The organism is Bradyrhizobium lablabi (genome assembly GCF_018129385.1).
In the GTDB taxonomy this organism is placed as follows: Bacteria; Pseudomonadota; Alphaproteobacteria; order Rhizobiales; family Xanthobacteraceae; genus Bradyrhizobium; species Bradyrhizobium lablabi_C.
Genome location: NZ_JAFCLN010000008.1, coordinates 247,278 through 260,466 on the forward strand (window position 1 = coordinate 247,278; position 13,189 = coordinate 260,466).

A 13,189-nucleotide genomic window follows, 5' to 3' on the forward strand; every position below is an offset into this window, starting at 1 on the left:
TATGATCTATCCGAAAACCGCTTCACACTTTTCGGGATCATGCGCGCAACGTGCCGCCGGTCTTCTTCGTCACCTCGGCGACGATCTTCGCCGCCACCGCATCGATTTCCTGATCGGTCATCGTCTTCTCGCGCGGCTGGATCGTCACCGCGATCGCCAGCGATTTCTTGCCGGGATCGATGCCCTTGCCCTCATAGAGGTCGAACACCGTGACGTCGGTGATCAGCTTCTTGTCGACGCCCTGCGCGGCACGCACGAGATCGCCGGCCTTGACGGTGCGGTCGACGATGAAGGCGAAATCGCGCGACACCGGCTGGAAGGCGGAGAGTTCGAGCACCGGCTTGGCGCGCGTCGGCTTCTTCTTGGCTTCCGGAATCCGGTCAAGGATCACCTCGAACGCGATCAATGGGCCGTCGGCGCCAAGCGCTTCCAGCGCGCGCGGGTGCAGTTCGCCGAAATAGCCGAGCACGTTTTGCGGACCGATCTGGATGGTGCCGGAGCGGCCGGGATGCAGCCATTTGGGGCCGCCGGGCACGATCTGTAGCGCCTGCATCGGTGCGCCGGCCGCTGCCAGCACGGCAAACGCGTCGGCCTTGGCGTCGAGCGCGTCGGCCGCTGCCGAGCCGGACCAGTGCCGTCCCATTCCCTTCGTCGAGGCGAAGCCGTGGCGCACGCCGGAGGCGGCGATCCACTGATCTTCCGGCTTGTCGCCGCGAAACACCTGGCCGACCTCGAACAGCGCAACATCCGAAAAGCTGTGGTTGATATTGGCCTGCGCGGCCGCGATCAGGCCGGGCAGCAGGCTCGGCCGCATGTCGGAGAGATCGGAGGCTATCGGATTGGCGAGCGCGAGCTCGGCCTGACCGCCGCCGAACAGTTCGGCCGCCGGTTTTGAAATGAAGGACCACGTCACCGCTTCGACCATGCCACGTGCGGCCAGCGCGCGCTTGGCGCGGCCGGTGCGGAGCTGGATCGCCGTGAGCACGGATTTGCGCGGCTCGTCGCCGCGTTCAAACGGCGTCATCGGCACCTTGTCGACGCCGACGATGCGCACGATCTCCTCGACAATATCGGCCTTGCCCGAGACGTCCGTGCGCCAGGAAGGCACCGCGATCTTCACGACCGGGCCGCTGCCGGCCATCATGAAGCCGAGACGGCTGAGGATGTGCCGGGTCTCGACTAGCGGCACGTCGATGCCGGCCAGCCGCTTCACCTCGGACAGCGGAAAATCGATGATACGATCGGCGCCGAAGGGGTTACCGACCACGATATTCTCGGATGGTGTGCCGCCGCACATCTCCATCACCAGTTTCGTCGCAAGCTCCAGCCCCGGCACCATGAAGGCCGGATCGACGCCGCGCTCGAAGCGGTAGCGCGCGTCCGAATTGATGCCGAGCTTGCGGCCGGTCTGTGCGATGTTGATCTCGTTCCATAGCGCCGATTCGATCAGCACGTCGGTGGTGTTCTCGTCGCAGCCGGAAGTCTCACCGCCCATGATGCCGGCCAGCGATTCGACGCCGTGCTCGTCGGCGATCACGCAGATCGAGGGATCAAGGTTGTAGGTGCGCCCGTCGAGCGCCAGCAGGCTCTCACCGTCACGCGCGCGGCGCACGGTGAGATTGCCCCTCACCTTCTTCGCATCGAACACATGCAGCGGCCGGGCGCGGTCATAGGTCATGAAGTTGGTGATATCGACCAGCGCGTTGATCGGCCGCAGCCCGATCGAGGTCAGTCGCTTTTGCAGCCATTCGGGCGACGGACCGTTTTTCACCCCGCGCACCAGCCGCAGCGCAAAGCCCGGACACAGTTTCTCGTCTTCGACCGTCACCTGCACCGGGCAGGGGAACTCGCCCTTGATCGGCTTGATCGCGGGATCGATAAACTTGCCCATATCAGCGGCGAACAGATCGCGCGCGATGCCGTGCACGCCGGTGCAGTCCTGCCGGTTCGGCGTCAAATTGATCTCGATCACGGGATCGCCGAGCCCGGCCCATTCGGCATAGCCCTTGCCGACCGGCGCATCGGCGGGCAGCTCCATGATGCCGTCGTGATCATCGGAGATCTGCAATTCGGCGGCCGAGCACAGCATGCCGCGGCTTTCGACACCGCGGATGGTGCCAATGCCGAGGGTGATGTTCTTGCCGGGAATGTAAGTGCCGGGCGGCGAGAACACGCTGATCAGCCCGGCGCGCGCATTCGGCGCGCCGCACACGACTTGTATCGGCGCGCCGCCGTCGCCGGTATCGACCATGCAAACCCGCAGCCGATCGGCATTCGGATGCTGCTCGGCCGAGATGACGCGCGCGATCGAAAACGGCGCCAGCGCCTTGGCCTTGTCCTCGATGCTCTCGACCTCGAGCCCGATCATGGTGAGCTTGTCGGCGAGCTTTTCCAGCGGCTCGTCGGTGTCGAGATGTTCCTTTAGCCAGGAGAGCGTGAACTTCATGACGTTATTCCTAGAAAATCTCGACCAGGCGGAAGCGTTCGCACATCAGCATCATGTCGTCGCGAAACTTGCCTTGCCGGCCGAAATAATTGCGGTGCGCGTTGCGCCAGTAGTCGAGGCTGCGGTCGCCTTCGCCTTCTTCATAAGCGAAGGTCTCATCGACCTCACCGAAACGGCGATAGGTCACCTCAGTCGTTTCGATCACGCAGCGCGGTTCGCCTTGCCCATCGAGTACGATCCAGTGCTCGCCGGGTGTCGACGTATTCGGCTCGTCCTCGGTCGAGCAGGTCGCCGTCTTGGCGCCCTTCATCACGAGTTCGAGCAATTCGTCGGCAAGCTCCGGCGCGTCGCCGAACGCGAACGAACGCAAGCCGCGATACTGCGCTGGCACGGCGTTGAGGTTCACGTGCTCAAGCCTCCGGCCAGCGTCGGCGTTTCGAGCGGCTTGAAGCCGTAATGCGACAGCCAGCGCACATCACTGTCGAAGAGCTGCCGCAGGTCGGACATGCCGTATTTCAGCATCGCGATGCGGTCGATGCCCATGCCCCAGGCAAAGCCCTGGTAGACGTCGGGATCGATGCCGCAGGCACGCAGCACGTTTGGATGCACCATGCCGCAGCCGAGAATTTCAAGCCAGTCCTCGCCCTCGCCGAAACGGATCTCGCCCTTGTCGCGCCGGCACTGGATGTCGACCTCGAGCGAAGGTTCCGTGAACGGGAAGAACGACGGGCGGAACCGCATGTTGATATGGTCGACCTCGAAGAACGCCTTGCAGAACTCGTGCAAAATCCATTTGAGGTGGCCGAGATGCGAGCTCTTGTCGATCACGAGGCCCTCGACCTGATGGAATTGCGGCGTGTGCGTCGCATCCGAATCGATGCGGTACGTTCGCCCCGGGCAGATCACGCGAATCGGCGGCTTTTGGCTGAGCATGGTGCGCACCTGCACCGGCGAGGTGTGGGTACGCAGCAGCATGCGCGAGCCGTCGCTCTTCGGATTGAAGAAGAAGGTGTCGTGCATCTCCCGCGCCGGATGGCCTTCCGGGAAGTTCAGCTTGGTAAAATTGTAGTCGTCGGTCTCGATGTCGGGGCCTTCGGCGACGGAAAATCCCATGTCGGCGAAGATGGTCGTGAGCTCATCCCAGACCTGGCTGAGCGGATGAATTCGGCCGGTCTCGGCTGGCGCATCGCGCAGCGGCAGCGTGACGTCGATGGTCTCGGAAGCGAGGCGTGCATCGAGCGCGGCCGATTTCAGGACGTCGCGCTTGGCAGTCAGCGCCTCCGTCACCTTGTCCTTGGCAAGGTTGATCGCGGCGCCTTGCGTCTTGCGCTCGTCCGGCGACATTTTGCCGAGCGTGGCCAGCAGTGCGGAGATCGAACCCTTCTTGCCGAGTGCGGCGACGCGGACGGCTTCGAGGGCCGCTTCGTCGCCGGCGGCGGCGATCTGCTCGAGGATGGTCTTTACGAGGGCTTCGAGGTCGGACACGGTGAAATCTCTGCTTTCAAAAGGCGGCCGGTTGTCGCCGCTCGCGGGCCGGAACGTCAAGCCAAAAGCCGGTCATTCCGGGCTGAAACTGGCTCCCTTTGAACCCGTTCGGTGCGCGGGTTACCAACGGGGAGTTTCGGACAAGGAATCCCTGCAATGCGCTCGACATCCCTTCTGGCGATCCTGGCGACCGCCGCAACTCTGGCCATGGCTCCCGCCCGGGCGGAGGATTGCCCGGCCAAATCGCGCGACATGGACGACGTCATCGCCGCGATCGAGGCGGCGCCAAGTTGCGACCGCGCGATGACGGTGTCCGAGGCCTGCGCGCTGGGCGCCAGCGGCGACGTGCAGTATGCCGAAGCGGTCGAGAAGAGGTGCGAAGCGGACTTTCTCGGCAAGGCGAATGCTTCGAAGAAGCTGGCCTACAAGCGCGAGCTTGGCGTCTGCGACCGCAAGCACCGGAACAAGTCCGGCACCATGTATCAGTCGTTCACGGCGTTCTGCCGGGCGAAGGTCGCCCAGCGCTATGCGAAGCAGGCGCTGAAAGCCGCGCGCTAGGCTTTACGCCGCAAGCGCGGCTTTGGCCTTCTCCGCGATCGCCTGGAACGCCACCGGCTCGTTGATGGCGAGATCCGACAGCACCTTGCGGTCGACGGTGATGCCCGACTTGGACAGGCCGTTGATAAAGACGCTGTAGGTCATGCCGAACGGGCGCACCGCGGCGTTGATGCGCTGGATCCAGAGCGCGCGGAACGTCCGCTTCTTGCGCTTGCGGTCACGGAACGCATATTGCCCGGCCTTCTCCACCGCGGCCTTGGCGGCGCGGATGGTGTTCTTTCGGCGGCCGTAAAAGCCCTTGGCGGCCTTGTAGACTTTCTTGTGCTTGGCGTGTGAGGTCACACCGCGTTTGACGCGAGACATGACGGGTATCCTTGATCAGAAATGAGGTGACGGATCGCCGCGCGAACGCGGCTCGGCTGTACGTGACGACGAACGCTTTAGGCGTTCGGCAAGAAATATTTCTTGATGTTGTCGCCGTCGGTCTTGAACAGCACGCGGGTGCCGCGGAGCTGACGAATCTGCTTCTTCGTCCGCTTGATCATGCCGTGGCGCTTGCCGCGCTGGGCGTGCATCACTTTGCCGGTGGCAGTCACCTTGAAGCGCTTTTTGGCGCCTGACTTGGTCTTCAGCTTGGGCATTTGGCTCTCCTATGGCCGCAGGAAAGACGCGCCCGAGGGACGCTTTCGCGGCTAAAATGCTCGTTAGAGCGTTGAAAGTGCTTGGCTATTTCCGAAATGAAACAACCCGCACGGGCATCGACCACGGCAGCCCTTATCAGCCGGGCGATGAAGGTGCGGCTTATGGCAGAGCGGGGCCGGATTGGCAAGAACGTTCAAGAATGAACCGGAGGGGCCGGTAGTTTGACGAAGGGCTGTCATCAATCGATGGCAGGTTCCTGACGGGTTCCTTGGACAGGAAGAAATGGGCAGATTCACAATGTCTTCCGGATATTTCGCGTCACTCCCGCGCGTTCGCATGCGTTCCCTCCTTGTGGCTGCCGCGGTCGCGGTGACGGCGCTACCCGGCACGGCCGACGCGGCCAGACGGGGCAGCGCCTATGACGGCACCTGGACCACGGTGTTCGCGACCACCCGCGGCAATTGCAGTTCGGGCTACAGCGTACCTTTCCTGGTGACCGGTGGCCGGGTCTCCTCGGCCGGCGGCGGCCGCGTCTCCGGCTCGGTGAACCGCGCCGGCGGCGTTGCCGTGGCGGTCCAGGTCGGTGCCTCCCACGCCAGCGGCGGCGGACGGTTGGTCGGAAATTCCGGCGCCGGCCGCTGGAGCGGCATCATCACGGGCGACCGCTGTAGCGGTACCTGGCAGGCGACGCGCAGCTAGCTGTTCAGAGAAAACGGCCCGCCAGATCGCCTGACGGGCCGCTTGATTCTCACGCCTTGTTTGAGCGTGATCTCCGCGCAAACGCTTCGCGTTTGTCGCAGGGAAAACCGGTATCCACTTTTGCGCTTACGCGGCCCTGCGGGTCCGGATCACGCTGCCGCCGTTCAGCGCGGCGCCAGCACCATCACGACCTGGCGGCCCTCGAACTTGGCGTCCTGCTCGACCTTGGCGATCTCGGCGACGTCGGCCTTGACCTTGTCCAGCAGCTTGGTGCCGATCTCCTGGTGCGCCATCTCGCGGCCACGGTAGCGCAGGGTGATCTTGACCTTGTCGCCTTCCTCGAAGAACCGCTGCATCGCGCGCATCTTCACGTCGTAGTCGTGATCGTCGATCATCGGCCGCAGCTTGATCTCCTTGATCTCGACGACCTTCTGCTTCTTGCGGGCTTCCGCGGCCTTCTTCTGCGCCGAGTACTTGTACTTCCCGTAGTCCATGATCTTGCAGACGGGAGGATTGTTGTTCGGCGAAATCTCGACAAGGTCCATGCCGGCTTCCATGGCCATCTTGATCGCGACGACAGTCTCGACGGTGCCCTTGTTGGTACCGTCCACGTCGATTAGTTGGATCTGTGCATTGCGGATTTCGTCATTGGTGCGCGGCCCGTCTTTGGTCGCAACGGGCGGGGCTCTATTGGGACGGCGAATGGGGTATCTCCAAAGTTGTGAAAGGGAAGGCGTTATTTTGAAGCAAGACGCGGCGGCGGGCAAGCGAACTCGCATTCAGGCGCGCCAAAAACCGGCGATTGCGCGGCATTTCGGTCACGCCCGCCAGATATGGGCGCCCAGCCCTGTTCCGCAAGCGGACCGAATGCGTTAGGGCGTAAGAAGCAAACACTCACCTTGCGCTCATCCGAACCTGAGTACCTGCCGATGAACGAATCTGTCGCACCAGAACAGGAACCGGCTGTTATCGAAGTCGGCACAGGCGACGCTAGCCGCCCGATCGCCGTGCGCGCCCGCGGAGGCGGCAGGCCCGGGCTGTTCTGGCTCGGCGGTTTCAATTCAGACATGAAGGGCACCAAGGCGCTCGCGCTCGATGCCTGGGCGGCTGAACATGGCCGCGCCTGCGTGCGGTTCGATTATTCCGGCCACGGTGAATCCGGCGGCAAATTCACTGACGGCACCATCGGGCGCTGGCTGGAGGAGAGCCTCGCGGTATTTTCGCGGTTTTGTGACGGTCCCCAGGTCGTGATCGGCTCGTCGATGGGCGGCTGGATGGCGCTGCTGCTGGCGCGCGAACTTGCCAGGGGCAATGCCGGGCCCGCGTCGCTCGCAGGCCTGGTGCTGATCGCGCCGGCGCCGGATTTTACCGAAGCGCTGATGTGGAACAATTTTGCGCCCGACGTGCGTGACGAGATCATGACCAGGGGCGTGTGGCACCGGCCCTCACAATATGGCGATCCCTATCCGATCACACGCACGTTGATCGAGGAGGGTCGCAATCATTTGCTGCTGGGCAGCAAGATCGATGTCGGCTGCCCCGTTCGCATCCTGCAAGGCGCGCAGGATCCCGATGTGCCCTGGCAGCATGCCTTTGCGTTGGCGCACCGGCTGCCGAGCGAAGATGTGGTGCTGACCATGATCCAGGACGGCGACCACCGCCTGTCCCGCCCGCAGGACATCGCGCGCATCATCGCGGCGGTGGCGGAGATGGGTTAGCGCACAGCCGTCATCGCCCGGTTTGACCGGGCGAACCAGTATGCCGCGCCCTATCGATTTATCGCACCGTCTCTGGAATACTGGATGCCCGCATGCGCGGGCATGACGATAATGGTTTGGGAAACGCCAATGGACACATCCGCTTTGCTCCGCGCCTTTTGCGACGCTGTCGAACAGCACGACGGAAAAGCGTTCGCAAAGCTGTTCACCGAGGACGGCGTCTATCACGACGTGTTTTACGGCGCGTTCAAGGGACACGCGAAAATCGCCGAGATGATCGACGACGTGTTCTATCGCACCGCGACCGATTTTCGCTGGGACATGCATTCGCCGCTCACCGACGGCAAGACGCTCTACGCGCATTACACGTTCAGCTACCGCTCGACGCTGCCGGAGGCGAAAGGGGCGCGCGTAATGTTCGAGGGCGTGGCGATGATGAAGCTGCGCGATGGGAAGATTCTGGAGTATCACGAAGTGGCCAATACCGCGCCGGCCTTTGTCGATATGAACTTTGCGCCGGAGCGGATTGCGAAGATCTTTGCCAAGCAGGGCGCGGCGCTGAAGTCGCGGCCGGAGATGCGGCGGCATCTGGCCTAACTGCTGCCTTCCGTCATTGCGAGGAGCGTAGCGACGAAGCAATCCATTTTCCTCGCGCGGATAAATGGATTGCTTCGCTTCGCTCGCAATGACGGTTGAGTGTGATTTTCACGGCGGCGGCACGTTCGTCATCGGCTTCCGCTGCGCCAGCGCCGCCACCGTCGATGTTCCGATCGGGCCCTTCTCGTCATAGAGCCAGCATTCGCCGATTGCGATGCCTTCGCTGGCGTGGTGGTTGACCACGTCAAAACCGATCCAGCGCGTCACCGGCAGGCGGTGCAGATACAGTGTGACGTCGCTATTGATATAGCCGAGGCCCTGGTCACCGGCGTTGGCAAAGGGGCTGGCGAAGTCGGCGCCCGTCGCGACATGCACGAACGGCGACATCGGCACGCCTTCGACCAGTTCGCGCACCTCGCTCATCCAGAGCCGGCGCGGGCCGAGCGAGCCCATCCTGCCGACAACGGGGCGCGTGGTCCATTTGCCGTTCATGCCGAGTTTTGGATCGGTCGGCGCGGGAATCGTGTCGGGCAGCGGCGCGTCCCAGGTTTCCGGCGACCAGACATTGCCCGGCGCATTCTCGGTCCGGCGCAATAACTGGCACGACGCGCGCGCCATGGAGGTGCCACCCGAGATAAACTCGGCTTCCACCACCTTGATGCGCATGCCGTCACGGGTCAGCTTGGTGGTGCACTCCACCGGGGTGTGAATGTTCGGCAGCCGGAACATGTCGACCGTCAGCCGCGCCGGCACGAATTCGTCGGAGCCGTGGCGCTCCTCGATGACATGGGCGAGCAGGCCGATCACGACACGGCCGTGCATCGAGTTGGGGTCCCACGGGCCGTTCGAGACCTGGTTGGGGATAAACGCGTCACCGCGCCTGGAGAAGAAGGGCTGGTTTTTCATGGCCGGCGACCATGGGGGAATTAGCGCGATGAAATCAAGGTGGTTATCCTCATGGTGAGGAGGCGCTCTTGCGCCGTCTCGAACCATGTGGCCCGGCTGGGGCCTCGCCCTTCGAGACGCGCGCCAGAGCGCGCTCCTCAGGGTGAGGGTCAGGCAGCATTGCTTGCAATCTGCCACTCCTCGCGGACGAGTTGATTAGCCTCATTATTCGAGGCGGCCGCCAGCGCCGCAAACGCATCGCGCGCCAGCAATTGAGAGCACGCCCACACGGCCGCACCGCGCACCAGCGGGCTTGCGTCGCCGAGCAGCCGCACCGCTTCGCTCGCCAGCGCCGTATCGCCGGAATTGCCGATCGCGATCAGCACATTGCGGACGAAGCGGTCGCGGCCGATGCGCTTGACGGGCGATTTCGCGAACAGCGCGCGGAAGGTGGCGTCGTCGAGCCGTACAAGTTCAGCCAGCGAAGGCGCGCGCAATTCAGCGCGCGCGGCGAGCTTTGCCTCGCGGCCCTCCTGCGCAAACTTGTTCCAGGGGCACACCGCAAGGCAATCGTCGCAGCCGTAGATGCGGTTGCCGATGGCTTTGCGGAATTCGTGCGGGATCGGCCCCTTGTTCTCGATGGTCAGGTACGAGATGCAGCGCCGCGCATCGAGCTTGTACGGCGCCGGGAAGGCGGCAGTCGGGCAAATATCCTGGCAGGCGGTGCAGGAGCCGCAGCGATCGATGTCGGCCTCGTCGCGCGGCAGTTCTGACGCGGTGTAGATCGCGCCGAGGAACAGCCATGAGCCGAATTCGCGCGAGACGAGATTGGTGTGCTTGCCCTGCCAGCCGATTCCCGCCGCCTGCGCCAGCGGCTTTTCCATCACGGCGGCGGTGTCGACGAACACCTTTACCTCGTCGCCGGTCATTGCAGCCAGCCAACGCGCCAGCGCCTTCAGGCGCTTCTTGATGACGTCGTGATAATCGTCGCCCTGCGCATAGGCCGAGATCGCGCCTCGCGTGCGCTGTTCGAGCAACGTGAGCGGATCGTCGCTTGGACCGTAATTGACGCCGAGCATGACGATGGAGCGCACGCCGGGCCACAGCACGCGCGGGTCCATGCGCCGCTCGGGGTTGACGGCGAGCCAGTCCATGTCGCCATGTCCGCCCGTATCGAGGAATCTCTGAAAATGCTTCGCCGCTTCGCCGGTCGCATCCGGGCCGGTGACGCCGATGCAATCGAAGCCGAGAGCCTGCGACTCGCGCGCGAGCGCGCTCTTCAATTCAGAGGGCGCGAGTTTTGTGGTCTCGTTCAGAAGTCGAGGTCCACGTAGGTGCGCGAGGCCGGCACGCCCGCCAGCCACTCGCTCAGCAGCGGACGGAACGACGGGCGGGATTTTACCCGCGCGTACCACGCCTTTGCGGCCTCGTCCTCGCTCCATGGCACGTCGCCCAGATAGTCGATCGCCGAAAGATGCGCCGCGGCGGCGAGGTCCGCGTAAGTTGGCCGGTCGCCCGCCAGAAAATTCCGCGTCTGCGCCAGCCAGCCGATATAGGCCAGATGATAGCGCACATTGGCCTTGGCCGCGCGGATCACATCGGCCGCCGGCGCGCCGCCGCCATTGTCCTCGCTCATGAAGCGCTTGTAGATGCGCTCGGTGACCAGCGGGCTGGATGCCTCTTCGAAGAACTTTTCGTTGAACCAGGCCATCAGCCGGCGCACCTCGATGCGTTCGGCCGTGGTGGTGGGCAGCAGCCGCTTGCCGTTCATCCCCTCGCCATAGGCCTCATCGATATATTCGGCGATCACCCCCGCGCCGGGAATGGCTGGCATGCCCTCGGCAAACAAGACCGGCGTGGTGCCGGCCGGATTGAGCGTCAGAAACGCCTCGCGCCGCTCCCAGGTCCGTTCCTCGATCAGCCGCAGGTCAAGGCCGTATTCGCCGATGACCAGGCGAATGAAGCGCGAATGCGGGCAGAACGGGTGGTGAAACAGTGTGAACATATAGTTCCTGAGGGTGCTTTGGCCCTGACTATTTCGTGGCCTTTAACAAACCATCAACCGCACGGGAAGCGCTGGAAAATACTTAAGGGCAGAAACGAGGCAACCTGTGTTTTGGCGTTTTGGGGATTGCGAGGCAGGAACGAATGAGCGAGAAGGGCGCGGTTTTTCCAGCGGAATGGACCTAAGCGATGATGGCTGACGCGATCAGGGCGGTGATTCTCGGCATCATCGAGGGTGTCACGGAATTCTTGCCGGTTTCCTCGACCGGTCATTTGCTACTGGCGGAACGCTTCTTCGATCTTGGTGAAGGCGAATACTGGAAGAGCTTTGCGATCCTGATTCAGCTCGGCGCGATTCTGGCAATTGTGGCGCTTTATTTCACCAAATTGTGGCGCGTCGCAGTCGGCAGTCTCACCAATCCGGACGATCGCCGTTTCATCGTCGGCGTGCTGGTGGCGTTCCTGCCCGCCGTCGTCATCGGCCTGATCGCCGGCAAATTCATCAAGGGCTATCTGTTCAATCCGTGGGTCGTCTGTTTCACGCTGATCGTCGGCGGCGCGGTGCTGCTGTGGGTCGACCAGCTCGACCTCAAGCCGCGCGAGCATGACGCCACGCGCTTTCCGCTGCTGATGTATTTCTGGATCGGCCTTGCGCAATGCGCGGCGATGATCCCCGGCGTGTCGCGCTCCGGCGCCTCGATCGTCGCGGCCATGCTGCTCGGCTCCGACAAGCGCGCCGCGGCCGAGTTTTCGTTCTTCCTCGCCATCCCGACCATGGTCGGCGCCTTTGCCTACGACTTCTACAAGAGCCATGGCGAGATGACGACGGGCAATCTCGGCATCCTCGCCATCGGCTTTGTGGTGTCGTTCATCACCGCGATGATCGTGGTGAAGACGTTCCTGACCTACGTCACCCGTCACGGCTTTGTGCTGTTCGCCTGGTGGCGCGTCATCGTCGGCACGCTCGGCCTGATCGCGCTGGCGATGGGACGGTGAGCGGATTGCTCCAAAGACGGTGTCGTCCCTGCGAACTCAGGGACCCATGGCCACCGTCCGCTGTTGTTGAATAAAGCCGTCTGCCGTCTCGTCCTTATCATTCCCGCCGCGGCGTATGGGTCCCTGCGAAAGTGTTTGGTCCCTGCTGATTGGTTGGATGGAATCGGTGTAGAACGAGGTGTGGCCTTTGTCAGGGAGCGCCTCGTGTCATGGAACTGAACCTGCACGCCAACGCTACGACGACGCCGAAGACGCGCAGCTATATCCAGCGGAGCAAAAAGTCGGCCGCCCAACTGGCAACCGAGCTCGGGGTCAGTGAGACCACCATCTATCGCTGGCGCGGGCGAACGACCGTCGAGGATCATTCGCACCGACCGAAAAACCTCGTGACCAGCCTGTCGGCTGTGGAAGAGCGGGCAGTTTGCGAACTGCGAACCTCGCTCCAATTGCCGCTGGACGACATCGTCGAGGTGATGCGGCGCTGCATCAATGCCAAGCTGTCTCGCAGCGCCATTCACCGGTGCCTGCAGCGTCATGGCATCAGCCGGCGTCCCAAGCCCGATCGGCCAAAGGCAGGCGTGTTCGAGACCGCCAGCGTCGGCTTCATCCATATCGACCTGAAGCATCTGCCCGCCCTGGAGCGTCGCACGAGCTACGCCTTCGTCGCCATCGATCGGGCCACCCGCTACGTTTATGTCGAGATCCATTCCAGACGGGACGCAGCGACCGCCGTCGGCTTTCTCAAACGCTTCCTCGAGCACTTCCCGCACGAAGTTCATACCATTCTGACCGACAACGGCGCCGAGTTCACCGACCGCTTCGCCGTCGACAAGAAGAGCAAGCCGCCCGGGCAGCCCTCCGGCGACCACCCCTTTGACCAGCTTTGCAAACAGCGCGGCATCGACCACCGCCTGACCAAGCCCTACCACCCGCAAACCAATGGCTTGGTCGAACGCTTCAATCGGCGCATCGCCGAAGCCATTGGCCGCGAGCAAAAACGCGGCAGCGCCCGCCGCACCTTCATCTGCCACGCCGATCGCAATGCCTTCCTCGGCAAGTTCGTCCACGACTACAATCGAACCCGCCTCAAATGCCTCGGCTACCAAGCTCCCATCCAGGCTCTTGCCAATCCCACGGGACCGAACACGTTCGCAGGGAC

The 13,189-nt window shown here is 63.3% G+C and carries 15 protein-coding genes; 6 read left to right on the top strand and 9 right to left on the bottom strand.

Translation table 11 applies throughout. From position 1 onward, the window contains the following. Positions 1-37: 37 nt before the first annotated feature. Genes pheT through pheS form a run of 3 tightly spaced genes read right to left on the bottom strand, consistent with a single transcriptional unit; the run spans position 38 to position 3,931 of the window. Entirely contained in the window at positions 38-2,446 is a 2,409-nt protein-coding gene (gene pheT, locus JQ628_RS18135) for a phenylalanine--tRNA ligase subunit beta (protein ID WP_212224207.1), read from the bottom strand. A gap of 10 nt (positions 2,447-2,456) precedes the next feature. After that, positions 2,457-2,852 (bottom strand): ASCH domain-containing protein, encoded by a 396-nt coding sequence (locus JQ628_RS18140; protein ID WP_212224208.1) that lies wholly within the window; start codon positions 2,850-2,852, stop codon positions 2,457-2,459. Next, positions 2,849-3,931, bottom strand: coding sequence for a phenylalanine--tRNA ligase subunit alpha (gene pheS, locus JQ628_RS18145; protein ID WP_212224209.1), 1,083 nt, complete (start codon positions 3,929-3,931; stop codon positions 2,849-2,851). The genes JQ628_RS18140 and pheS overlap by 4 nt, the downstream gene beginning before the upstream one ends. A gap of 156 nt (positions 3,932-4,087) precedes the next feature. On the opposite strand from pheS, the gene JQ628_RS18150 reads away from it, so the two are divergent. Beyond that, positions 4,088-4,489 carry a hypothetical protein gene (locus JQ628_RS18150; RefSeq protein WP_212224210.1) on the top strand — a complete coding sequence of 134 codons (402 nt, stop codon included), beginning with the start codon at positions 4,088-4,090 and terminating at the stop codon, positions 4,487-4,489. 3 nt (positions 4,490-4,492) lie between these two features. On the opposite strand, the gene rplT is transcribed toward JQ628_RS18150, so the two are convergent. Continuing rightward, complete coding sequence (gene rplT, locus JQ628_RS18155; RefSeq protein ID WP_212224212.1) at positions 4,493-4,852, bottom strand: 50S ribosomal protein L20; 360 nt, start codon at positions 4,850-4,852, stop codon at positions 4,493-4,495. A gap of 77 nt (positions 4,853-4,929) precedes the next feature. Then, the gene (gene rpmI, locus JQ628_RS18160) at positions 4,930-5,130 is read right to left on the bottom strand and encodes a 50S ribosomal protein L35 (RefSeq protein WP_029585522.1); all 201 of its coding nucleotides are present in this window, start codon (positions 5,128-5,130) and stop codon (positions 4,930-4,932) included. A gap of 337 nt (positions 5,131-5,467) precedes the next feature. Between rpmI and JQ628_RS18165 the strand changes: the two genes are divergently transcribed. After that, the gene (locus JQ628_RS18165) at positions 5,468-5,830 is read left to right on the top strand and encodes a hypothetical protein (RefSeq protein ID WP_349628080.1); all 363 of its coding nucleotides are present in this window, start codon (positions 5,468-5,470) and stop codon (positions 5,828-5,830) included. A 164-nt stretch (positions 5,831-5,994) separates the two neighbouring features. On the opposite strand, the gene infC is transcribed toward JQ628_RS18165, so the two are convergent. Then, positions 5,995-6,534 (bottom strand): translation initiation factor IF-3, encoded by a 540-nt coding sequence (infC, locus tag JQ628_RS18170; protein WP_212224244.1) that lies wholly within the window; start codon positions 6,532-6,534, stop codon positions 5,995-5,997. A gap of 225 nt (positions 6,535-6,759) precedes the next feature. Here infC and JQ628_RS18175 point away from each other — a divergent pair, with 225 nt between their 5' ends. After that, positions 6,760-7,548, top strand: a complete 789-nt coding sequence (locus JQ628_RS18175; RefSeq protein ID WP_212224214.1) for an alpha/beta hydrolase — start codon at positions 6,760-6,762, stop codon at positions 7,546-7,548. 129 nt (positions 7,549-7,677) lie between these two features. After that, positions 7,678-8,145, top strand: coding sequence for a nuclear transport factor 2 family protein (locus JQ628_RS18180; protein WP_212224215.1), 468 nt, complete (start codon positions 7,678-7,680; stop codon positions 8,143-8,145). Positions 8,146-8,253: 108 nt separating this feature from the next. Here the strand turns inward: JQ628_RS18180 and JQ628_RS18185 are convergent, their stop codons facing one another. The 3 genes from JQ628_RS18185 to JQ628_RS18195 form a co-directional block, all read right to left on the bottom strand. Continuing rightward, positions 8,254-9,051, bottom strand: a complete 798-nt coding sequence (locus JQ628_RS18185) for an acyl-CoA thioesterase domain-containing protein (protein ID WP_212224216.1) — start codon at positions 9,049-9,051, stop codon at positions 8,254-8,256. A gap of 149 nt (positions 9,052-9,200) precedes the next feature. Continuing rightward, the gene (queG, locus tag JQ628_RS18190; protein ID WP_212224217.1) at positions 9,201-10,394 is read right to left on the bottom strand and encodes a tRNA epoxyqueuosine(34) reductase QueG; all 1,194 of its coding nucleotides are present in this window, start codon (positions 10,392-10,394) and stop codon (positions 9,201-9,203) included. Next, positions 10,343-11,035, bottom strand: a complete 693-nt coding sequence (locus tag JQ628_RS18195) for a glutathione S-transferase family protein (protein ID WP_212224218.1) — start codon at positions 11,033-11,035, stop codon at positions 10,343-10,345. Before JQ628_RS18195 ends, queG begins: the two co-directional genes overlap by 52 nt. Before the next feature lie 188 nt (positions 11,036-11,223). Between JQ628_RS18195 and JQ628_RS18200 the strand changes: the two genes are divergently transcribed. Both JQ628_RS18200 and JQ628_RS18205 read left to right on the top strand, forming a co-directional pair. Beyond that, a complete protein-coding gene (locus JQ628_RS18200; protein ID WP_212224219.1) occupies positions 11,224-12,030 on the top strand; it encodes an undecaprenyl-diphosphate phosphatase in 807 nt (268 codons plus the stop codon). Between the two features lie 209 nt (positions 12,031-12,239). Then, a partial coding sequence (locus JQ628_RS18205; RefSeq protein WP_212224220.1) for an IS481 family transposase occupies positions 12,240-13,189 on the top strand: 950 nt, incomplete at its 3' end.